This is a genomic window from Sulfitobacter sp. PM12 (assembly GCF_045586035.1).
Classification (GTDB): domain Bacteria; phylum Pseudomonadota; class Alphaproteobacteria; order Rhodobacterales; family Rhodobacteraceae; genus Sulfitobacter; species Sulfitobacter pontiacus.
Map to the genome: position 1 here is coordinate 2,130,393 of NZ_CP151529.1, position 20,701 is coordinate 2,151,093.

At 60.3% G+C, this 20,701-nt stretch carries 19 protein-coding genes; 9 read left to right on the forward strand and 10 right to left on the reverse strand.

The window, feature by feature from the left end; genetic code table 11:
• The gene (locus AADW22_RS10525; protein WP_005853740.1) at positions 1–480 is read left to right on the forward strand and encodes a thioesterase family protein; all 480 of its coding nucleotides are present in this window, start codon (positions 1–3) and stop codon (positions 478–480) included.
• A 36-nt stretch (positions 481–516) separates the two neighbouring features.
• Positions 517–969 carry a GNAT family N-acetyltransferase gene (locus AADW22_RS10530; RefSeq protein ID WP_407473679.1) on the forward strand — a complete coding sequence of 151 codons (453 nt, stop codon included), beginning with the start codon at positions 517–519 and terminating at the stop codon, positions 967–969.
• 86 nt (positions 970–1,055) lie between these two features.
• Here AADW22_RS10530 and pgi read toward each other — a convergent pair whose 3' ends face one another.
• The 3 genes from pgi to zwf are packed head-to-tail and all read right to left on the reverse strand — an operon-like array spanning position 1,056 to position 4,779.
• Complete coding sequence (gene pgi, locus AADW22_RS10535; protein WP_132996535.1) at positions 1,056–2,645, reverse strand: glucose-6-phosphate isomerase; 1,590 nt, start codon at positions 2,643–2,645, stop codon at positions 1,056–1,058.
• On the reverse strand, positions 2,642–3,313 hold the full coding sequence (gene pgl, locus AADW22_RS10540) for a 6-phosphogluconolactonase (RefSeq protein WP_407473680.1): 672 nt from the start codon (positions 3,311–3,313) through the stop codon (positions 2,642–2,644). Before pgl ends, pgi begins: the two co-directional genes overlap by 4 nt.
• Positions 3,310–4,779, reverse strand: coding sequence for a glucose-6-phosphate dehydrogenase (gene zwf, locus AADW22_RS10545; RefSeq protein ID WP_009824722.1), 1,470 nt, complete (start codon positions 4,777–4,779; stop codon positions 3,310–3,312). Before zwf ends, pgl begins: the two co-directional genes overlap by 4 nt.
• A 177-nt stretch (positions 4,780–4,956) precedes the next feature.
• Here zwf and AADW22_RS10550 point away from each other — a divergent pair, with 177 nt between their 5' ends.
• The gene (locus tag AADW22_RS10550) at positions 4,957–5,904 is read left to right on the forward strand and encodes a radical SAM protein (protein ID WP_037944368.1); all 948 of its coding nucleotides are present in this window, start codon (positions 4,957–4,959) and stop codon (positions 5,902–5,904) included.
• Between the two features lie 18 nt (positions 5,905–5,922).
• Here the strand turns inward: AADW22_RS10550 and AADW22_RS10555 are convergent, their stop codons facing one another.
• Entirely contained in the window at positions 5,923–6,984 is a 1,062-nt protein-coding gene (locus AADW22_RS10555) for a DUF2855 family protein (protein WP_407473681.1), read from the reverse strand.
• 239 nt (positions 6,985–7,223) lie between these two features.
• Between AADW22_RS10555 and gyrA the strand changes: the two genes are divergently transcribed.
• Positions 7,224–9,980, forward strand: a complete 2,757-nt coding sequence (gyrA, locus tag AADW22_RS10560) for a DNA gyrase subunit A (protein ID WP_168592015.1) — start codon at positions 7,224–7,226, stop codon at positions 9,978–9,980.
• 140 nt (positions 9,981–10,120) lie between these two features.
• Here the strand turns inward: gyrA and AADW22_RS10565 are convergent, their stop codons facing one another.
• From AADW22_RS10565 to AADW22_RS10580, 4 genes are all read right to left on the reverse strand, one after another.
• Positions 10,121–10,462, reverse strand: coding sequence for a hypothetical protein (locus tag AADW22_RS10565; protein ID WP_407473682.1), 342 nt, complete (start codon positions 10,460–10,462; stop codon positions 10,121–10,123).
• Between the two features lie 141 nt (positions 10,463–10,603).
• Complete coding sequence (locus AADW22_RS10570; protein WP_407473683.1) at positions 10,604–12,079, reverse strand: carboxypeptidase M32; 1,476 nt, start codon at positions 12,077–12,079, stop codon at positions 10,604–10,606.
• A complete protein-coding gene (gene ctaA / locus AADW22_RS10575) occupies positions 12,079–13,230 on the reverse strand; it encodes a heme A synthase (protein ID WP_037944373.1) in 1,152 nt (383 codons plus the stop codon). The genes AADW22_RS10570 and ctaA overlap by 1 nt, the downstream gene beginning before the upstream one ends.
• A 55-nt stretch (positions 13,231–13,285) precedes the next feature.
• On the reverse strand, positions 13,286–14,038 hold the full coding sequence (locus tag AADW22_RS10580) for an RNA methyltransferase (RefSeq protein ID WP_005853757.1): 753 nt from the start codon (positions 14,036–14,038) through the stop codon (positions 13,286–13,288).
• Between the two features lie 156 nt (positions 14,039–14,194).
• Between AADW22_RS10580 and AADW22_RS10585 the strand changes: the two genes are divergently transcribed.
• A complete protein-coding gene (locus tag AADW22_RS10585) occupies positions 14,195–14,815 on the forward strand; it encodes a thiamine phosphate synthase (protein ID WP_407473684.1) in 621 nt (206 codons plus the stop codon).
• Between the two features lie 16 nt (positions 14,816–14,831).
• Here the strand turns inward: AADW22_RS10585 and AADW22_RS10590 are convergent, their stop codons facing one another.
• On the reverse strand, positions 14,832–16,157 hold the full coding sequence (locus AADW22_RS10590; protein ID WP_407473685.1) for a HupE/UreJ family protein: 1,326 nt from the start codon (positions 16,155–16,157) through the stop codon (positions 14,832–14,834).
• Here AADW22_RS10590 and AADW22_RS10595 point away from each other — a divergent pair.
• The 4 genes from AADW22_RS10595 to AADW22_RS10610 all read left to right on the forward strand — a co-directional run bounded on the left by AADW22_RS10595 (position 16,156) and on the right by AADW22_RS10610 (position 19,657).
• The gene (locus AADW22_RS10595; RefSeq protein WP_064216442.1) at positions 16,156–16,971 is read left to right on the forward strand and encodes a DUF4198 domain-containing protein; all 816 of its coding nucleotides are present in this window, start codon (positions 16,156–16,158) and stop codon (positions 16,969–16,971) included. The two genes, AADW22_RS10590 and AADW22_RS10595, sit on opposite strands and share 2 nt — an antisense overlap.
• Before the next feature lie 57 nt (positions 16,972–17,028).
• Entirely contained in the window at positions 17,029–17,913 is an 885-nt protein-coding gene (locus AADW22_RS10600; RefSeq protein WP_037964353.1) for a PfkB family carbohydrate kinase, read from the forward strand.
• Positions 17,910–18,824: a pseudouridine-5'-phosphate glycosidase gene (locus AADW22_RS10605; protein WP_407473686.1), complete on the forward strand. Its 915-nt coding sequence runs from the start codon at positions 17,910–17,912 to the stop codon at positions 18,822–18,824. Before AADW22_RS10600 ends, AADW22_RS10605 begins: the two co-directional genes overlap by 4 nt.
• 86 nt (positions 18,825–18,910) lie before the next feature.
• Positions 18,911–19,657 carry a DUF502 domain-containing protein gene (locus AADW22_RS10610; protein WP_051577588.1) on the forward strand — a complete coding sequence of 249 codons (747 nt, stop codon included), beginning with the start codon at positions 18,911–18,913 and terminating at the stop codon, positions 19,655–19,657.
• Here the strand turns inward: AADW22_RS10610 and AADW22_RS10615 are convergent.
• Positions 19,650–20,681: a patatin-like phospholipase family protein gene (locus AADW22_RS10615; protein WP_289080181.1), complete on the reverse strand. Its 1,032-nt coding sequence runs from the start codon at positions 20,679–20,681 to the stop codon at positions 19,650–19,652. The genes AADW22_RS10610 and AADW22_RS10615 overlap by 8 nt on opposite strands.
• Positions 20,682–20,701 lie beyond the last annotated feature (20 nt).

Consider the following 20,701-nt stretch of genomic DNA (forward strand, 5'->3'; position numbering starts at 1 on the left):
ATGACAGTTATTTATCACACGCCCCTTTCCCCCGATCAGCAACGCGCCGCCGGTATGCCAACACCGCAACCGCTGGCCATGGCAGATCAGGTCCGCTTCTCTGATCTGGACACCAACAACCACGTCAATAACACCGTCTATTTCGAATGGTTCGAACGGCTGCGCATCCGCTATACGCAGTCATTGGTAGAACGCGGGCTGATCGACAGCCCCGGCCCGCGCGTGGTTATCCGGTCAGGGTCGATCCGCTATCTGCAAGAGATGCTGGAGCGCGAGAATTACATCGTGACCTGCCGCTGCACCAGCTTTCGCAACACCTCTTACGCTTTGGCGCAAGAGGTTTGGGTGGGCCGCGAACTGCGGGCGACGTTCGAGTGTATTTTGGTACTGCTGGAACGGGACGGCTCCGGTCGGTATCCCCTGCCCGACCGTTTGAAACAGTATTTTGAGCAGACTGAAAACGCCCGCCCCGAGGGGTAACCGCCGCGCGCGCATTCACCGAAAGGAACATAAGCTATGACAGTCACCACCCGCCCGATGGACGCCGCGGATCGCAGCGCCTGGGAAGCGCTTTTTGCCGGCTACGCCACCTTCTACAAGGTCGATCAGACGCCGCAGATGCGTGAAACCGTCTTTGGCTGGCTGATGGACCCCGATCACGGCAGCAATTGCATCGTGGCGCAGGATGCCAGCGACACGCTTGTCGGGTTCACCCATTACCGCCCCTTTGTCAGCCAGTTGCGCGCGGCGACGAACTGTTTTCTGGATGATCTGTTCGTCAGCCCGCAGGCCCGCGGTACCGGGGCCGCGCAGGCGCTGATCAAAGCGGTTGAGACGGTGGCGAAAAACAACGGCTGGGGCACGCTGCGCTGGATCACAGCAGAGGATAACTATCGCGGGCGTGGGGCCTACGACAAGCTGGCGACCCGCACGGACTGGGTGACCTATGACATCGCGCTGAAGGGGTAGGCTGCAGCGCTGTGCGCGAGGTTGGGGATGAGGGGCGCTGCCCCTCACACTCCCCGGAGTTTATTTGGCAAAATGAAGCCGTGATCCTAATCGGCGTGTTTTGCAATAAAGGCGACAAGAGCGGCGGTCGAGCCGTCTTTATCGGTCGCAGGTGCCGCGCCCTCGACGATGGGTTGCAAAGAGGTGGCGAGCTCTTTGCCCAGTTCCACACCCCATTGGTCGTAGGAATTGATGCCCAGAATGACGCCTTCCACAAAGACGCGATGTTCATACAGCGCGATGATCTGCCCCAGGGTGAACGGGTCGAGCAGAGGGTAGCTGAGCGTGGTCGACGGGCGGTTGCCGGGGAAGACGCGGTGGCGCGCCTGACGGTCCAGCTCGGCACCGGTCAGACCTTTTGCCGCCATCATCTCTGACGCTTCTTGTAAGGATCGACCGCGCATCAAAGCTTCGGATTGCGCAAGGCAATTGGCGATCAGCAGCTTGTGGTGATGTGTCAGGTCCGGCTCGTGCCCATTGGCCGCGATCAGGAATTCGCAAGGAATGACGCGGGTGCCTTGGTGGATCAACTGGTAGAACGCGTGCTGGCCATTGGTGCCCGCTGCGCCCCAGACGACGGGACCCGTGTGATAGGGCGCGGTGCTGCCATCCATCAGGGTCGACTTGCCGTTGGATTCCATTTCAAGCTGCTGGAGGTAATCGGGCAGTTGCCCCAACCGCTGGTCATAGGGCAGCACGACGCGGGTGGCATAGCCACAGATCTGATTGTGCCAGATGCCGACCAGGGCCAGCAGCATGGGCATGTTCTCGTGAGGGGCGGCCGCGCAGAAGTGACGGTCCATCGCCTGCCCGCCGCGCAGAAACGCATCAAAGGCGCGTGGGCCAATGGCGATCATCAGCGACAGGCCGATGGGCCCCCAGACAGAATAGCGCCCACCGACCCAGTCTTCGAAGCCAAAGACCTGATCCGCATCGATACCGAAATCGCTGGTCTTGTCCTGCGCTGTGCTCAGGGCGGCAAACTGCTTTGCCGGATCGCCGCCATTCTCTGTCATCCACGCGCGCGCGGTTCGGGCGTTGGTCATCGTCTCGATCGTGGTGAAGGTCTTGGAAGCGACGATTACCAGCGTGGTTTTCGCATCGAGCCCGCGGAGCGTGTCCGAAATATGCGCGCCGTCGACATTCGACACGAAGTGGCAGCGCGGCCCGTCATGATACGGCGAGAGCGCCTGCACCGCCATCGCGGGCCCAAGATCGGACCCGCCGATACCGATATTCACCACATCCGTAATGTCGCTGCTGCGGATCTGATCCGCGAAACCGCGCATCCGGTCGAGCGTATCATGAACGCCGGGCATCACATCCGCCCCATCCACCATCACCGCCCCGCCATCAAGATTGCGCAGCGCCGTGTGCAGTACCGCGCGGTCTTCGGTCTCGTTGATCTTTTCGCCTGCGAACATCGCATCGCGACGCGCGGGCACGTCCGCGGCATCGATCAGCGCCAGCAGCGCATCCATCGTATCGCGGTCAAGATTGGTTTTGGAGAAATCGAACAACATGTCGCCGGTCTGCGCGCTGAACGTCTGGGCGCGATCGGCTGTGTCGAACAACGACAGGATAGAGCGGTCTTGCACCGCCGCCTGCATACGGATCAAATCATCAAATTGCGTCATGGTGCCCAATGTACTGTTGCCTCGTTCAATACTGCGCCGATGGGGGCCTGGAGGGCCGGCAGGCTTTGCGCCTGTTCCACCGCTGCACGTTTTTCATCGCCAAAGATCACAAGATGTTTTGACATTGCACCTTCCAGCACCCTGCGCGACAGGGTGATGCGCCCGATGTCCTGCCCGTCGACATCGATCGGACAGAGCGCCGGCGCGTCCGCGGCCATCGCCGTCTTAAGCCCGTTGGAACCCGGAAAGAGCGAGGCCGTGTGCATATCCGCGCCCATGCCCAGCAATAGCACCGACAGCGGCAATCGGGTTTCGATCTGGGGGGACAGTGTTTCTGCGGCCTCGGCCGAGGTCAGCCCGTCGATGTAGAAAGGGGTGAACGCTGCCTCGGCCGCGCGGCCCACCAGCAGGCGATTGCGCAAGAGCCGCGCGTTCGACATCTCGTGGTCGGGGGCGACCCAGCGTTCGTCACCCAGCATGACCTGCACCCGCGCCCACTCAAGATTGGCCCCGCTCAGGCTGTCAAAGATCGGCCCCGGGGTTGTTCCGCCCGGCACCGCAAAGCTGACCGTGTCATGGGACAACAGGGCGTTCTTCAACTCCCCCGCGATCAGATTGGCGAGGTCCATCGCAAGGACTTCGCGGTCGGCATATTCGATCAACTTCATGCAGAATACTCCCGCCATTGGCGCTGGTCACGGCGCATCAGTTCGTTGGCATCTGTCGGGCCGTCAGACCCGCTGTCGTAGGGTTTGGGCACGTCATTGCGCGCTTCCCAGCCCTGGATGATCGGGTCGGTCCAGGCCCAAGCGGCCTCTACCTCGTCGCCGCGCATGAACAGGGTCTGGTTGCCACGGATCACGTCCATGATCAGACGTTCATAGGCGTCTACCTGTTCAGCGCCTTCTGGCCCCAAAGCGTCGGCGAATGTCATATCCAAGGGCACGTCCACCAAACGCATGCCGCCCGGGCCCGGTTCCTTGATCGTCACGCCAAGGGTGATGCCTTCGTTCGGCTGCAAACGGATCGACAGAACATTGCGGTGGCGGCCTGCGTCTTCTGCAAAAATCGAATGGGGTGTTTCCTTGAAGACGACCGTGATCTCGGAGGACCGCGCCGCCATGCGTTTTCCTGTGCGTAGATAAAAAGGCGTGCCAGCCCAACGCCAGTTACTGATGTGGGTTTTCAGCGCGACGAAGCTTTCGGTGCGCGAGCGCGGATCCCCCACAGCGGTACGGTAACCGGGTTGTTCGGCCTCGTTGCACGGTTCTGCCTGATATTGACCGCGGGCGATGTGATGCGGCAGCACAGGGTCCAGCGCGCGGATCACCTTGAGCTTTTCATCGCGTACCGCGTCGGGATCAAACCGCGCGGGCGGCTCCATCGCGATCAGGCACAAAAGCTGCATCAGGTGGTTTTGCACCATATCGCGCATGGCACCTGATTTGTCGTAATATTCGCCCCTGCCCCCGACGCCGACGGTTTCAGCCACGGTGATCTGGATGTGATCGACATATTGGCTGTTCCACAGCGGCTCGAACAGCATGTTGCCAAACCGCACAGCCATCAGGTTTTGCACCGTCTCTTTGCCTAAATAGTGGTCGATCCGGTAGATCTGGCTTTCGTCGAAATACTTGGCGAGCGTGGCGTTGAGCGCCTGCGCGGTTTTCAAGTCGCGACCAAAGGGCTTTTCGACGACGATCCGGCTTTGCGCGTCCGCCATGCCCCATTGTTGCAGACGTTCCGCCAGATCACCGAACAACGCGGGCGAGACGGAGAAATAATAGGCCTCTACCCGTTCGGTCCCGGCCATGAGCTTTTGCAGCTCGGCCCAGCCGTCCTCGCCTTTGGCGTCAATCGCGACATATTCCAGCCGGTCGATGAACCCGTCCAGCTGCGCCTTCTCGTGCTCGAAGTCGCCGTTGAATTCGGCAATCGCCTCGCGGATCATCTGCTGGTAGCCCGCCCGGTCCATTTCTGTGCGCGCGGCACCAATGACACGGGCGTTTTCGGGCATCTGCCCTGCGCAAAAGCGCCGGAACAAGCCCGGCAGGATCTTGCGGCGCGCCAGATCGCCTGTGCCGCCGAAAATCACCAGATCAAAAGGATCGACCGGAATGACGCGTGATACCATGTGGATGCTCCTTGTCGCGAGGCTACGACGTTTGGGTGCCGAGATGTGATGTTAGCGCAAACATACTGAGATTTCCGTTTTTCACAAGTCTGTGCACCAAATGACACGGGGTTTTATTGCGCATACCATTCGCATAGACAAAGAAAAGTAATTTATACAGGTGAGGCCCGGTTTCCTATGAAAGACGTTGTCGACGCAAATATCGGTAAATTTCAGGACCCTGCCCTGACGGCCAAGGGTGAACCCCGTGCGACTGTCAGCCTGACAAACCCGCAGACGCTGTGGTTCAACACCGGTACCCTGTGCAACATTGAATGCGTGAACTGCTATATCGCGTCCAGCCCGACGAATGATGCGCTGGTCTATATCACCGCCGACGAGGTGCGCGATTATCTAGGGCAAATCACGCAGCGGAACTGGCCGGTGACAGAGATTGCCTTTACGGGCGGCGAGCCGTTCATGAACCCGCAGATGATCGAGATCACCGAAGCCTCGCTGGCCGCCGGATATGACGTGCTGATCCTGACCAACGCCATGCGCCCGATGATGCGTAAATCGGTGCAAGCGGGGCTGGTGCGCCTGAACGAAGCCTATCCCGGCAAGCTGACATTGCGCATTTCCGTCGATCACTACCGCACCGATCTGCATGACGCAGAGCGCGGCGCGGGCGCGCTGGAAAAGACAGTGACCGGCATGAAATGGCTGCGCGACAATAACATCCGCATGGCCGTTGCAGGGCGGTCGGTCTTTGGCGCGACGGACGAAGACAGCCGCGCCGGATACGGGGCTTTCTACGCTGAACACAACTTTGACATCGACCCGCAAGACCCTGGGATGACAGTGCTTTTTCCTGAGATGGATGAAACCGTCGAAGTGCCCGAAATCACCACCGCCTGCTGGGGAATTCTGGATAAATCCCCCGACGCGGTGATGTGTTCAAGCTCGCGGATGGTGGTAAAGCGCAAAGGTGCGGCGACCCCTGCCGTGCTGGCCTGCACTCTGCTGCCCTACACCGAAGAGTTCGAGCTGGGCCATTCGCTGGAAGAGGCGGAAAAAGACGTTGCCCTGAACCACCCTCATTGCGCCAAATTCTGCGTCTTGGGCGGGGCAAGCTGTTCGGCCTAACCCCGCGCCGGCACAGCACTAGGGGCGGATGATCGCGCCGACCTTGGGGTCGGCCTCCCCCCGTGCGAGGGTGGCATAGACCTCTTCCGCATCGGCCACGCCGTCATGTACCTTCACCTCCATCCAATCGGATGCGCTGGCCGCGATGCGTTTCCACGCGGCGGTGATCTGCGCCTCGATCTTGCCGGGGCCCCATTCCTCGCGCCGCTTGGCGACCTGTGAGGGCGCAAAGAAGAATTGCGGCTTGGGGCCATCCAACGGGGCTGTCGGGGTGAACTGATCCCAATGGCTCAGCCCGACAGCCGAGGAATGTTTCAGCTGATTTTTCAACGTGCTGTGCAGTTTGGCTTTGACCGTACTATTGCCGGACATATCGACATAGACGGATGGGACATGGTCCAGCGCGTCGATCTGGTCGTAGGTCAGCACCGTATCGCAATGCCCCAAACCTTCAACAAACGCGCGATTGCCAGCAGACGTGAGGCCCACGATCTTGACCCCGCGCGCCTCTGCCTCGGCGAGGTAGCTGCACAGGCCCAATCCGGTCTTGGACGATGCGCTGCCCACAATAATCTGCTTGGCACCGAAGAATTCGTTATCCAGCAGCCAGTCGTAGATCAGATACGACGTCGCCAGCAGCGGTTGCAGCAAGGCGCGCAGGTGATCCTCTGATGCGGGGGCGGTTTTGACGGGCGTGTACTGATTATAGATCAAGGGCAGTTTCGCGCGATGTGCCGCCGCATCCACCAGACCCGCCGCGCCTTGTTCAGGCGTGATCACCAGCTCGGATGCCATTGGATAAAAGCCATAAAGCCGCGTGCCGACCTCAAGCACATCTGTGCGGCTTTCGACGACTTTTGCAGTCCCCCACACGGGCACGATCCCCCATCCATTCTCGGATGTCGGGAAAAACTGCCAATAGCCGATATCGAAACCCGCCGCCGCATAGGTCACATTGTTCGATGTCACCGCGAAGCTTTCGATCGCAAGACGTGCCTGCCCCGGTGCCAGCGGCTCTCCCTCCGCCTCGAGCATGCGGGTTTCGGTGATTGCGTTTTGATTGACCAATATCTGTTGCACGTAGATGCCTCCCCCTCGTTTTGCTTTAGCCTACCCCAAACGCGCGGGCTTGAACCACCAATTGACATTGACGTTACGCCACAAAAATCACGCCGGATTTAGTATCATTACATTTCAACAACTTAGCCTGATGAGCAAGTGAATCCCCGCCTGCCAAGGCCGCAGGCATTGCACCCGATATGCCCCGTCTGCTATACAAAACCGCAAGATATAGAACCAGCAAGAGCTAGGCAGATTACGTGAACGACACGCCAGAAACCCCTGAAAACGATGACGAAATCCCGGCTACGCGCCCCGTGTATGATGGCCCGTCGGTCAATATCGAACACGAGATGCGGACATCCTATCTGGATTACGCCATGTCGGTCATCGTTTCGCGCGCCATTCCCGACCTGCGAGACGGGCTGAAACCGGTTCACCGCCGCATCATCTATTCGATGTATGAAAAAGGCATCACCCACGAAAAAGCCTACCGCAAGTCAGCAAAATCCGTGGGCGACGTGATGGGCTCCTATCACCCGCATGGGGACAGCGCGATCTATGACGCTTTGGTCCGCATGGCGCAGGACTTCTCTATGTCGCTGCCGCTGATTGACGGTCAGGGTAACTTTGGCTCGATGGACGGCGATAGCGCTGCGGCGATGCGTTATACGGAATCGCGCCTTGATAAGGTCGCGTCCTTCATGACCGGCGATCTGGACAAGGAAACCGTTGATTTCATCGACAACTACGATGGCAAAGAACGCGAACCCACTGTTTTGCCTGCACGGTTCCCGAATATGCTGGTCAATGGCGCGGGCGGTATCGCCGTTGGTATGGCAACCAACATCCCGCCGCATAACCTGGGCGAAGTGATCGACGCCTGTCAGGCCCTGATAGAGAACCCCGATCTTACCTCGGAAGAGTTGATCGAATATATCCCCGGCCCCGACTTCCCCACCGGCGGGATCATGCTGGGTCGTTCAGGCGCGCGCAAAGCCTATCTTGAGGGGCGCGGCAGTGTGATCATGCGGGCCAAGACCCGTGTCGAAGAGATTCGCAAAGACCGTTTCGCCATCGTCATCGACGAGATCTGCTATCAGGTGAATAAATCCACCATGATCGAAAAGATCGCCGAGCAGGTGCGCGAGAAGAAGATCGACGGCATTGCCCATGTTCAGGATGAATCTGACCGCAACGGCGTGCGGGTTGTGATCGAGCTGAAGCGCGACGCGACGGCCGAAGTGGTGATGAACCAGCTTTACCGTTTCACCCCGATGCAGACCTATTTCGGCTGTAACATGCTGGCGCTCAACGGCGGTCGGCCCGAACAGCTGACCCTGCGCAAGTTCCTGACATCCTTCATCGATTTCCGCGAAGATGTCGTCGCCCGCCGCACTGCCTATCTGCTGCGCAAGGCGCGTGAACGCAGCCACATCCTGTGTGGTCTGGCCGTGGCTGTTACCAATATCGACGAGGTCGTCGCGACGATCCGGTCCTCTGCCGATGCCGCGGAAGCGCGCGAAAAGCTGATGACCCGCCGTTGGCCCGCGGAACAGATCCTGCAATATATCGCACTGATCGACGATCCGACACATACCGCCAACGACGACGGCACCTATAACCTGTCCGAAGCACAGGCCCGCGCCATTCTGGAACTGCGTTTGCAGCGTCTGACACAGATCGGGGTGAAAGAGGTCACCGACGAGCTGGAAGAACTGGCCAAGAAGATCAAGGAATACCTTGAAATTCTGAGCAGCCGCGAACGGATCATGGGCATCATCTCGGACGAGCTGGCCGAAGTGAAAGACCAGTTTGCCGTGCCGCGCCGCACAGAGATCGTCGACTGGTCCGGCGACATGGACGACGAAGATCTGATCGCGCGCGAGGATATGGTCGTGACCGTAACCTCCGGCGGCTATATCAAACGCACCCCACTGGTCGATTTCCGCAGCCAACGCCGCGGCGGCAAAGGTGTTTCGGGCATGCAAACGAAGGAAGAGGACGTCGTCACCACCCTCTTCGTTGCCAATACCCACACGCAACTGCTGTTCTTTACGACCGACGGCATGGTCTACAAGCTCAAGACCTGGCGCTTGCCTCAAGGCGGGCGCACGTCAAAGGGCAAGGCGATCGTTAATATCCTGCCCATCCCGACCGGCGTTTCCATTGCGGCGATTATGCCCGTGGACCGCGACGAAAAAGAATGGGACGATCTGCAGGTGGTCTTTGCGACATCTGCCGGTACCGTGCGCCGGAACAAGCTGTCGGATTTCACCAACGTCATGCGCAACGGCAAGATCGCCATGAAGTTCGAGGACGACCACGCCGACACCACGCTGATCAACGCACGCATCGCGTCGAATGATGATGATGTCATGCTGGTGACCAATTCGGGCCGCGCGATCCGCTTCCCTGCGACGGATGTGCGCGTCTTTAACAGCCGCGCCTCTGTCGGGGTGCGTGGGATCAAGCTGAACGGCGATGACAAGGTCGTCTCCATGTCGATCATCCGTCACTTCGACGCCAGCTCGGAAGAGCGGACGGCCTACCTCAAGATGCGCCGCGCGATGGCCGGTCTGGCAGATGACGCGGAAGGCGACGAAGACGAAGCCCCCGCCGATCCGAATTTCTCGCAAGAGCGCTACGCCGAAATGTCCGCGGCCGAGAACCTGCTGCTGACAATCACCGAAAAAGGCGCGGGCAAACTGTCCTCAAGCCACGACTATCCCGTGCGCGGGCGTGGTGGCCTAGGCGTGACCGCGATGGACAAAGCGATGCGCGGTGGCGATATCGTCGCCTCCTTCCCTGTCGAGATGGATGATCAGATCATGCTCGCGACCTCTAAAGGGCAATCGATTCGCGTCCCGGTAGAGGGGATTTCCTTCCGGTCGCGCAGTGCCGGTGGCGTCAAAGTCTTTGACACCGGACGCGGCGAAGTTGTGGTAAGCGTTGCCTGGATTGCAGACCAAGGTGATGAAACCGGCGACGACGAGATCGCAACGCCTGAAGCGTAAGTCGCCCACCAGAATGCTAAAAGCCGCCCCTCTTCCTGAGTGGGCGGCTTTTTTCTTTGCGCGCTACGGATTGCAAACCCATAAAAAAACGCCCCCGAGGGGGCGCTTTCGAAACTCTCAGATCGTCAGATCTGTATTGCTTACGTACCGTTGGAACCATTTGTGCCGTTTGCGTCGTCATCGTTGCTTGCGATAACTGCGACAGCAACGATAACCGCTGCGATACCACCGGCTGCGGCGGGGCTCAGGCCCTCAAAGCCAACGCCACCAGCGGCGCTTGGATCGATGCAACGACGTGCAATGATGCCATCGATTTCGGTAGGTGCTTGGCAAGCGTAGGTAACGCCGTTTTCGCCAACAACTGTGGTTGGGTAGCCGGGAACGCCGGAATCACCGCCAACAGCGGCTTGGGTTGTAACTTGAGCGGAAGCTGCGCCGGCAGTCATCAAAAGCGCGGCAGCAAATGCTGTGAAGCGTGTCATATAATTTCTCCAGTGTGCGAAGGTCAAAAATTTTGACCATCATATCGCATATTTCGGGCGCAAAAGCAAACTTGATATTGATGGTACAGTTGTCAGATCAAGTAAATGCAATTCAACCGACCGTTTTCGGGCTCGGCCAGACTATAATGCATATAGAGTGCTGAATTTCTCCGTCAAATAAGAAAGCAAGGGGGCCTCGCTCGGCTGCTCCCCGGTGGCGCGCGTGATCAGATCCCGCGGGGCATATAGCCCGCCGTGGCGTTGGACATTCTCACGCAGCCAGCCCGTGGCCGCAGAGGTATCGCCCTGCGCCAATTGCGCATCCAGTTCCGGTACATCGCGGCGCAGCGCCGTATTCAGGCACCCGGCATAGACGTTGCCCAAGGAATATGTCGGGAAATAGCCGAACAACCCGACCGACCAATGGACATCCTGCAACACCCCATTCGAGGGCCGATCAACCGCATAGCCGAAATCGGCTTCGAACCTGTCGTTCCACGCGGCTTCCAGATCACCGACCTGCAGATCACCCGCCATCAAAGCGCGTTCCAGATCAAACCGCAAAAGCACGTGCAGATTGTATTGCAGCTCGTCGGCCTCGGTCCGGATATAGCCGTCAGAGACGCGGTTGACGATGCGGTAGAAGGTCTCTTCATCCGCTACGCCAAAATCACCGAAGGCATCGCGCATCTGACCATACAACCAGCCGGTAAAGGCACGGCTGCGCCCAAGCTGGTTTTCATAGATCCGGCTTTGACTTTCGTGGACCCCCATAGACACCCCCGCCCCAAGCGGCGTCAAAAGGTAGTCCTTGTCGATGCCCTGCTCATAGCAGGCATGCCCGACCTCGTGGATGGTAGAATAGAAACAGTTGAACGGGTCCAGCTCGTTGGTGCGTGTGGTGATCCGCACATCAAGCCCAGACCCGCTTGAGAACGGATGCACGGCCTTGTCGACACGCCCCATGGACATATCATAGCCGAAGGTGGTGGCGAGCTGACGTGTCAGCTTCATCTGGGTCTCCGCGTCAAAACGGCCCTCTAGCACCGGTGGTGCTTCGGCGGCGCGCACGGCTTCACGCAGGCGCGTCAGCTCGGGGCGCAATGCGCCGAACATCGCCTCCAGCTCGGCAGCACGCGCTCCGGGTTCATAATCATCCAGCATCGCGTCATAGACATCGCCGCCAGCAGCCAGCGCCTGCCCTTCTTCGCGCTTCAACGCGATCACCTCGGCCAGGGTCGGGGCAAAGGCCGCGACATCATCGGCGGCGCGCGCCTCGGCCCAGATGCCCTGCGCTTCCGAGGTGACCCGCGCGATGCGCGCGGCAAGGGCTGCGGGCACTTTAGAGCTGCGCGCGTGACCGCGACGGATTTCACGCAGCTGTGCTTGTCCGACGGGGTTCAGCGCCGCCTCGTCGATCCTGTCCAGCCACTCGGGAATGCGCGGATCAACACGGCGCGCATGAAGCACGCCTTCCATTGCCGCCATTTCCTCACCACGCTGCGGGGCGGCCCCGCGTGGCATGACGGTCTCCTGATCCCAACCCAACCGGCCCGCGACCTGTGCCAGCGCCTCGGTTTCGCGCTGGAACGCCATCAGCTCATCAAAAGCACTCATCAGGATTTACCTCGTACAGATGTCGGAATGGGATAGGCGCTCAGGAAGCGGGCGCGCAGGATCAGCACCCACAGCACCACGGCAAGCACCTGATGGAAGATCGCGATATGTACCGGTGCGGCGTTGATCACGGTCACAATGCCCAAGGCGATCTGCCCCAGCATCGCGATCATCATCAGGTTGAACGCTTTGCGCGTATTGGGATGCGCCGATTTACGGCCGCGCAGCCAGACCACGATAGCAAAGGCAAACAGCAGATAGCCCGCCATGCGGTGCATGAACTGCACCAGCCCGGGGTTTTCAAAGAAGTTGCGCCAGACCGGCGTGATGCTGAAGGCGTCAGGCGGAAAGAACTGCCCCTGCATCAGCGGCCAATCGACAAAGAACCGCCCCGCATCGATCCCCGCAACCAGCGCGCCCAACAGGATCTGCAGGAAGGCAAAATGCAACAGGCCCGTGGACATGCCGAACAGCTTCGCCTCCTTGGCGCGTCGCGCCTGCATCAGGTCACGCTCGCTCCGGCCCAAGAGCAACGCATACCAGGTGATGAACCCGAGGATGACGAAGGCAAGCCCCAGATGCGTGGCCAAACGGTAGCTGGCGACATCCAGAACCGCCTCTCCGGTGGTGACGCCCGACGACACCATCCACCAGCCGATCGCACCCTGCAGACCGCCAAGACCGCCCAACACAAGCAAACGCCCGGACCAGCCAACGGGGATCTGGCGACGCAAGAGAAACCACAAGAACCCGACAGCCCAGACCAGACCAATCACCCGGCCCAACTGCCGGTGGCCCCATTCCCACCAGTAGATTGCTTTGAAATCAGACAGTTCCATCCAGGAGTTCTGGACCTGAAACTCGTCAATCTCTTGGTATTTGGCGAATTCCGATTGCCAGTCCGCCTCGTTCATCGGCGGCATGGCTCCGGTAAAAGGCTTCCATTCGGTGATGCTCAGGCCACTGTCGGTCAATCGGGTCAGACCGCCTACGGCGATCATCACAAAGACCAATGCGAATAGGATGAACAGCCAGATACGGATGCCACGGCGTGCCCCACCCCGCCCGCGGTCAATGCCGCCAGCCTGTGCCACGGGGCGCGTGGCCTGCGCCTCGCCTACGTCCTCGAACAGCTTTCGTTTTTCGGCCATGGTGCCTCTCGTCTGCTAGGGTTTGTGCAGAAGTAGGACACAAGCGCACAAAGGTCTAGCCGCGCTCTTTCCAACGTACCATCTGTCGCAGGGTGCCGTGCAAGGTCTGCACGTCGGCACGGGTCAGCGGCAAACGCGACCACATGTTGCGCAGGTTGATCTTCATGCTGGCGGCCTTGTGCTCGGGATAGAAAAAGCCAGCGGTGTCCAGACGGTCCTCGAAATGCCGTGCGAGATGTTCGATCTCGCTGTTGTCGGCCCAGTCGGTGCCCGCCATCTCGACTTGTTCGGCCACGACGTCGCCCTGCGCGCGCATCCACTCATAGCCCATCAACAACACACATTGCGCAAGGTTAAGCGAGGCAAAGGCAGGGTTTACCGGCACCGAAACAATCGCATTCGCGCGGCTGATATCATCATTCTCAAGCCCTGCCCGTTCCGGCCCGAACAGCACCGACACACGGCGGCCCTCGCGGATCATCTGCGCGGCTTTGGCCATAGCCGCTTCAGGACTATAAACCGGCTTGGTCAGATCTCGATCGCGCGCCGTGGTGGCAAAAACAAAGGCAGCGTCGCCCACAGCACCGGCCAGATCATCATAGATCACCGCCTCATCCAGCAACCGCCCCGCACCAGATGCCATGGCAACGGCCGATGGGTTCGGCCAGCCGTCACGCGGCGCGACAATGCGCATGCGATCAAGGCCAAAGTTCCACATGGCCCGAGCGGCGGCACCGATGTTTTCGCCCATCTGCGGGCGCACAAGCACAAAGGCCGGGATCTGCGGGTGTTCTACTGTATCATTCATGGGCACCTCATACGCGCGCGGCGCGCACCTCGCAAGAACGACGGGGCGCTCCATCCGCCTTCCAAATGGGAAAAAATCCTCGCCGAAGGCATAAAAGTTTTTCTTTCCCCGCGTGATCCGCTAATTGACGCGCAATAATGCAAAGGACAGCAAGCCATGGATACGCCCGAACAGCCGCAGCTTTACCTGATTACCCCGCCCGAGCTTGAACTCTCCAGCTTTCCCGACCAGTTGGCGCGTGTGCTGGATGCGCATGATGTGGCCTGCGTGCGTCTGGCGCTCAGCACCCGCGACGAAGATCGCGTGATGCGCGCGGCGGATGCGCTGCGGAGCGTCACCGACGCGCGTGACATTGCGCTGGTGATTGCGGATCACACTTTGCTGGCGGAACGGTTGGGGCTTGACGGCGTGCATCTGTCGGATGCGGCACGCTCCGTGCGTCATGCGCGCAAGACCTTGGGCGATGACGCCATTGTCGGCAGCTTTTGCAACGGCTCGCGTCACGACGGCATGGCCGCAGGCGAAGCGGGTGCGGATTACATCAGCTTTGGTCCGGTGAACGCGTCCCTGCTGGACGATGGCACCCACGCCGAACAAGACCTGTTCCAGTGGTGGTCCGAAGTGATCGAAGTGCCGGTCGTCGCCGAAGGCGGGCTCAACACCGATCTGATCCGCGCGCTCACCCCCGTTACCGACTTTTTCGGCATCGGGGATGAAATCTGGACCAGCGAAACACCCCAGCAGGCGCTCGCTGATCTGATTGCCGCGATGAAGTAACCGCGCAGGGCGGGTGTTACAGGAACACCCGCTCTACGAACCAATAGGCCCCGATGACCGCAATCGCGACCGACGCTGGTATGGCGACAAAGCGACGGTAGGGCGCCGCGACCTGACGGAACTGCACCGACAGGAAACACCCGGTAAAAACCAGCGCCAGCGGGACCAGGAACACCGGCACCGGTGCCTCCAGCAGCGCGGCCACGGCGGGCATCGGCACGATGCACAGCGCCAGCGCAATCACCGTCAGCGCCACGTAAAGCCCCTTGGCCGCACGCGGGTCACCCTGCCCGCGCATCACCCGCAGCGCTTGCCAGACACACAGGAACATGACGGCAATCACGGTGAGCTGCCCGATCTCTACCCCGATGTTGAACCCGATGAGCGCAGGGATGAACTGGTCTTGCGGCAAGCCGAATTCCCCCAGCACCGAGGCAAAACCAAGCCCGTGCAACAGACCAAAGCCAAAGATCACCAGCGGTCTCCATGGGCTGAGCCCTGCAAGAAAGATATTCTCGACCGCGACGTAGACGATAGAGGCGGCGATCAGCGGCTCGACAATGCTACCGGGGACAGTCACCCAGCCAAGCGCGCCAAGCGCCAAGGTCACCGTATGCGCTGCCGTAAACGCCGTGACCTGCCAGATCAGCGGGCGCAGATGTGTCGACAGGAAAAATAGGCCCAGCACGAATAGGATATGATCCAGCCCCTTGGGCAGGATGTGGTCAAACCCGACGGGAATATAGCTGGCAAACGCCTCCCACGCGGATTGCTGTCCGCCGCCCGCAAGCAAAATTTCGGGGCTTTCCGCGCCACCGTCCAGATAACCGGTATAGGGGTTTTCGACCCCTTGCTGACGCAGGACCAGCGCGCCCGACCCATCGGGCCATGACACCACCAGCCCGCGCGTGTCTTGCGGCACCGTGCCTTGCAGCGACCATTCGGCGATGCGGGGCAGCTCTGGGTTCACGTCTTCGGGAAGCGTCAGCGCGACTGCCTCCAGCGCCACAGGCTCCCCATCGGCGCGCAGCAGCGGTAGCGCGTTCCACTGGGCCAGCAATTCCGGCGCACGGGCCGCGACCTCATCGGCGGGCAAGGCACGCAAGCTGTCGTAATCGCTGGCATTTTCGGCATCATTCGTATCGGCCACCGCGTCCAGATCAATGCCGGACATCAGCGCCTCTAGGTTCACGCGCAGATCAAGCGTGACCTGACCGTCGCTGCTTTGCACATCGGCGATGGTCGGCACGACTTCATGCGCCTGCGCGAGCCCTGCCATCCCACTTGACAAAACCAGCGCATAGGCCAGCTTGAGTATCAGTTTATAAAAGGTTGTTGTCATGTTTCTGTCCCGTTTCGTACTCGTACTATCATTCTTATTACCAACTTCGGCTGTCACTGCGCATGAATTCTGGTTGGACGCGCCCGCGTATCAAGTACAGACCGGCACCGAAATAACAACCGACATCCGCAACGGTGAGTTGTTTGAGGGCACACGCCTCGCCTATTTCCCGAACAGCACCGAACGGTTTGACGTGACTTTTGACGGGGAAACCACACCGGTCTCAGCGCGCATGGGCGATATCCCGGCGCTGAAGATGACCGCGCCGGATCAGGAAGGGCTGGCAATCGTCGCGCATCAGTCCAAGGCGACAATGCTGACCTATAAAGACTGGCAAACATTCGTCGGATTTACCGTGCATAAGGATTTCATGCAGGCATTGGCCGAGCACCGCTCGAAGGGCTACCCCCAAGACAAGGTGCGCGAACGCTATAGCCGCTATTCCAAGGCGCTGATCGCTGTCGGCGACGGACAAGGTGAAGACAAAGCCTTGGGGCTTGAAACCGAACTTGTCGCGCTCACCAACCCCTACACGCTTGCGGCCGATCAGCAGATGGAGGTCGCGTTGACCTACCAGCAAGAGCCGCGCCGCGATGTGCAGGTTGAAGTCTATGAACGCGACGCTGACAAGAACGTCACCGTGACCAAATACCGGACGGATGACGCGGGGCACGTCCAATTTCCGGTTACCGCGGGGATGACCTATCTGGTAGATGCCGTGGTGCTGCGCCCTGCCCCGGACGTGGAAACCACCCCCACCAGCCCCCAATGGGAGAGCCTTTGGGCATCGCTGACATTTGCCGTGCCGGAATAGGCCTTTTCGCGCCGCCGCGCCTTGCGCCCGCCATATCGGTTGGGCCATACCGGCGGCATGACACATACACCTGACATTCTCTGCATCGGTTCCGTGCTTTGGGACATTATCGGCCGTGGCGATACGGTCATGCGGCAAGGCTCTGATATGCCCGGTCGCATCTCGCGTCTGCCCGGTGGCGTTGCGCTGAATATCGCGATGGCGCTGGCCCGCTTTGGGCTGTCCCCTGCCCTCATCAGCGCCGTCGGGCGCGACCCCGAAGGGGACGAGCTGATCGCCGCGTGCAAGCTGCGCGGGCTGCATACGGATCATGTGTACCGCTCGGATGATCTGCCCACGGACCGCTATATGGCGGTCGAGGGCACCAACGGCCTGATCGCCGCCATTGCCGATGCTCATTCGCTCGAGGCTGCGGGCGATAAAATCTTGCGCCCGTTCGAAGACGGATCGCTGCCCACCCCCTACCGCGGGGCCGTTGCGTTGGATGGCAACCTGACGCTGGACCTGCTGTCGCAAATGGCCCGTAGCCCGCTGCTTGAGCATGCCGATCTGCGCGTCGCTCCTGCGTCGCCGGGCAAGGCGCAACGGCTCACACCGTTTTTGCAGGCGGAACGCGGCACGCTTTACGTCAACCTCGAAGAAGCGGGTCTGCTGTGTCAGGCGACATTCGACAATTCGCGCGATGCGGCCACGGCGCTGCTGTCGCGCGGTGCCGTGCGCGCGGTGGTCACCGATGGCGGCAATCCCGCGACGGTGGGTGCGCCAAGAGGTCTGATCACCCAGAACCCGCCGCCCGTCTCTGTCACCCGCGTCACCGGTGCCGGTGATACGTTCATGGCTGCCCATATCGCGGCTGAAATCAAAGGGGCGGCACCAGACGCGGCCCTGACCCAAGCGCTTAGTGCCGCTGCCCAATATGTTTCTGGAGAGACCAAAATATGATTCCCCTGCACCGCTCTGCCGAAGTCGCCAAAGCCCATGCGAATGGCACCCCCGTTGTTGCGCTGGAAAGCACGATCATCACCCACGGGATGCCCTATCCGCAAAACCTAGAGGTCGCGCGTCAGGTCGAGGCGGATGTGCGTGAGGCCAGTGCGATCCCCGCCACCATCGCTGTGATCGACGGACGGTTGCACATCGGGCTGGAGGACGAGGAGCTGACAGCACTGGCGCAGGCCAAGAATGTCGCGAAACTGTCGCGCGCCGATATGGCGGCCTGCATCGCCACGGGGGGCACCGGCGCCACAACGGTTGCCGCGACGATGATCGCCGCTCATCTGGCCGAGATCGCGGTTTTCGCCACCGGCGGTATCGGCGGCGTGCATAAGGGCGCAGAAGACAGCTTTGATATCTCTGCCGACCTGATGGAGCTTGCCCAAACGCCGGTGACCGTTGTCGCCGCAGGGGCCAAGGCCATTCTGGATGTGGCCAAAACGCTCGAGGTGCTGGAAACCCAAGGTGTGCCGGTGATCACCGTCGGCCAAGACAGCTTCCCCGCCTTCTGGAGCAGCACCTCCCCGCTGAAATCGCCCCTGCGGATGGATAACGCGGCAGATATCGCCGCCGCCCATAAAATGCGCGGCCATATGGGTCTGCCCGGGGGGCAGCTGGTCGCCAACCCGATCCCGAAAGAGGATGAAATCGCCGCCGCTGATCTGGCACCCATCATCAAGGCTGCCCAAGCCGATGCCAATACCCACGGCATCAGCGGTAAGGCCGTGACCCCCTATCTATTGCAGCGCATCTTTGAACTGACCGAAGGCCGGTCGCTGACCGCGAACATCGCATTGGTGCGCAACAACGCCCGTTTTGCGTCCAAAATTGCGGCTGCACTTATGTCAAAAGACGCATAAAGCTTAATTATTATGCGTCCTCCATTGTAGCAACGCGTGAAACGCCCTAGCTCTAACGCATTGCTGCAGTGGGATAACCTTCATTCATGAACACACCGTTTACGCCGCCCCTTCCTCCCGCACCGCGCCGGACTTTGTTCGCGCGGATCAGGGCTTCGTTCCTGACGGGGCTGGTGGTGATTGCGCCGGTCGGCCTCACGATCTGGCTGATCTGGACCGTGATCGGCTGGATCGACGGGATCGTGCTGCCGATGGTGCCGCTGGCCTATCACCCTGATCGGCTGATCCAGACGTATTTCGGGTTGGACCCGTCTGCCCAGATCAACGTGCGCGGCATCGGTGTGATCATCTTCTTGCTGTTCACGGTCATCGTCGGTTGGCTAGCCAAGGGCATTATCGGCCGGTCGTTCATCCGTTTCGCCGAAAGTCTGGTAGAGCGTACACCCGTGGTGCGGACCATCTATTCCGGCATCAAGCAGATCTCGGAAACGATTTTCGCCCAGTCAGAGCGCAGCTTTGAAACCGCCTGCATGATAGAATATCCGCGTAAGGGTATGTGGGCGCTTGGTTTTATCTCTATCCCCGCAAAGGGAGAGGTCGCCGCCGCAGGGGGTGAAGGATCGAACCTTGTGGGGGTGTTTGTGCCGACCACGCCCAACCCCACCTCGGGCTTTTTGTTGTTCGTGCCGCAAAAGGATGTGACCGAGCTCGACATGTCGGTCGAGGACGCGGCCAAGCTGGTGATCTCTGCCGGGCTGGTCTATCCGCCAAAGAAACCGGTGCCTGTGGACCCATCCGCGACCCCGCGGCCCGACCGCATTTCCCCTAGCTGAACATCTTGCGCAGATCGACTGAACTGCACTTGCCTATACTGTCGATATCCGTTTGCAGAAACCGCTCGGCCGAGGTGCGGCCCGCGGATTTAAGCGCGGTGATCACCGCCCCGTTCGGCACGCTTTTGGTAGCGGTGGACAGCTGTGACATCAGATCATCGTCAGCGATCATATGAATCCGCAACCGCTGCATCTGGCCTTCCTCGACACGTCCCTGATCCAGCAGGTTCTGCACAAAGTGGATCGCACGAAGTTCGCGTAACAGGCTGGAATTAAAGCTGATTTCATTCACTCGATTATGGATCATCTGCGGCGTGGTGGGCAGTTCGTCCCGTTCAAGCGGGTTGATATTGATGATGACGATATCCCCCGGCAGGTCCGAGGAATACAGCGGGAAAAGCGCCGGATTGCCGGTATAGCCCCCGTCCCAGAACGCCTCGCGCCGGCCCGATTTCGGATCCTCCATCTCGATCGCCTGAAACAGCGTCGGCAGACAGGCCGAGGCGAGGATCGCATCCGGCGTGATCTCTTCTTTCTCGAAGACGCGGATCTTGCCGTCGCGCACTTTCGTCGCGCTGACAAACAGCCGTGGTCCCGCCGCCTCGCAGATATGTTCGTAATCAAACGTCTCGACAATATCGCGCAGCGGGTTGCGATAAAGCGGGCCGTAAACATAGGGCGACACGATCTGCGTCATCGCCGTGCTGAGCATGACCGGCCAGCTATAGGCCATCGCCTGACTAAGCGCACCGACGCCAAAGGGGGCCATCCAGCCGTTCAGATGCAGGTTCCCGACACCGGCCACCCTGTCCCACAGCCAATCCAGATTATCGCGCGCGGCCTGATGCCCGCCCTTGATCAGCCCCGCCTTCAACGCAGCGCCGTTCAGCGCGCCAGCCGATGTGCCGGAAATACCGCTGATCTCAAGCTCTGGCTCTTCCAGCAGCCGGTCAAGCACGCCCCAGGTATAGGCCCCATGCGCGCCGCCGCCCTGTAAGGCAAGGTTGATCTGTTTTTTCTGCATCTAGACGCTCCGCCAGTCGC

Coding starts and splice junctions, on each gene's coding strand:
- AADW22_RS10525 (WP_005853740.1), top strand. CDS start 1: ATGACAGTTATTTATCACACGCCCCTTTCCCCCGATCAGCAACGCGCC.
- AADW22_RS10530 (WP_407473679.1), top strand. CDS start 517: ATGACAGTCACCACCCGCCCGATGGACGCCGCGGATCGCAGCGCCTGG.
- pgi (WP_132996535.1), bottom strand. CDS start 2,645: ATGACGCAATTTGATGATTTGATCCGTATGCAGGCGGCGGTGCAAGAC.
- pgl (WP_407473680.1), bottom strand. CDS start 3,313: ATGAAGTTGATCGAATATGCCGACCGCGAAGTCCTTGCGATGGACCTC.
- zwf (WP_009824722.1), bottom strand. CDS start 4,779: ATGGTATCACGCGTCATTCCGGTCGATCCTTTTGATCTGGTGATTTTC.
- AADW22_RS10550 (WP_037944368.1), top strand. CDS start 4,957: ATGAAAGACGTTGTCGACGCAAATATCGGTAAATTTCAGGACCCTGCC.
- AADW22_RS10565 (WP_407473682.1), bottom strand. CDS start 10,462: ATGACACGCTTCACAGCATTTGCTGCCGCGCTTTTGATGACTGCCGGC.
- AADW22_RS10570 (WP_407473683.1), bottom strand. CDS start 12,079: ATGAGTGCTTTTGATGAGCTGATGGCGTTCCAGCGCGAAACCGAGGCG.
- ctaA (WP_037944373.1), bottom strand. CDS start 13,230: ATGGCCGAAAAACGAAAGCTGTTCGAGGACGTAGGCGAGGCGCAGGCC.
- AADW22_RS10580 (WP_005853757.1), bottom strand. CDS start 14,038: ATGAATGATACAGTAGAACACCCGCAGATCCCGGCCTTTGTGCTTGTG.
- AADW22_RS10585 (WP_407473684.1), top strand. CDS start 14,195: ATGGATACGCCCGAACAGCCGCAGCTTTACCTGATTACCCCGCCCGAG.
- AADW22_RS10595 (WP_064216442.1), top strand. CDS start 16,156: ATGTTTCTGTCCCGTTTCGTACTCGTACTATCATTCTTATTACCAACT.
- AADW22_RS10590 (WP_407473685.1), bottom strand. CDS start 16,157: ATGACAACAACCTTTTATAAACTGATACTCAAGCTGGCCTATGCGCTG.
- AADW22_RS10600 (WP_037964353.1), top strand. CDS start 17,029: ATGACACATACACCTGACATTCTCTGCATCGGTTCCGTGCTTTGGGAC.
- AADW22_RS10605 (WP_407473686.1), top strand. CDS start 17,910: ATGATTCCCCTGCACCGCTCTGCCGAAGTCGCCAAAGCCCATGCGAAT.
- AADW22_RS10610 (WP_051577588.1), top strand. CDS start 18,911: ATGAACACACCGTTTACGCCGCCCCTTCCTCCCGCACCGCGCCGGACT.
- AADW22_RS10615 (WP_289080181.1), bottom strand. CDS start 20,681: ATGCAGAAAAAACAGATCAACCTTGCCTTACAGGGCGGCGGCGCGCAT.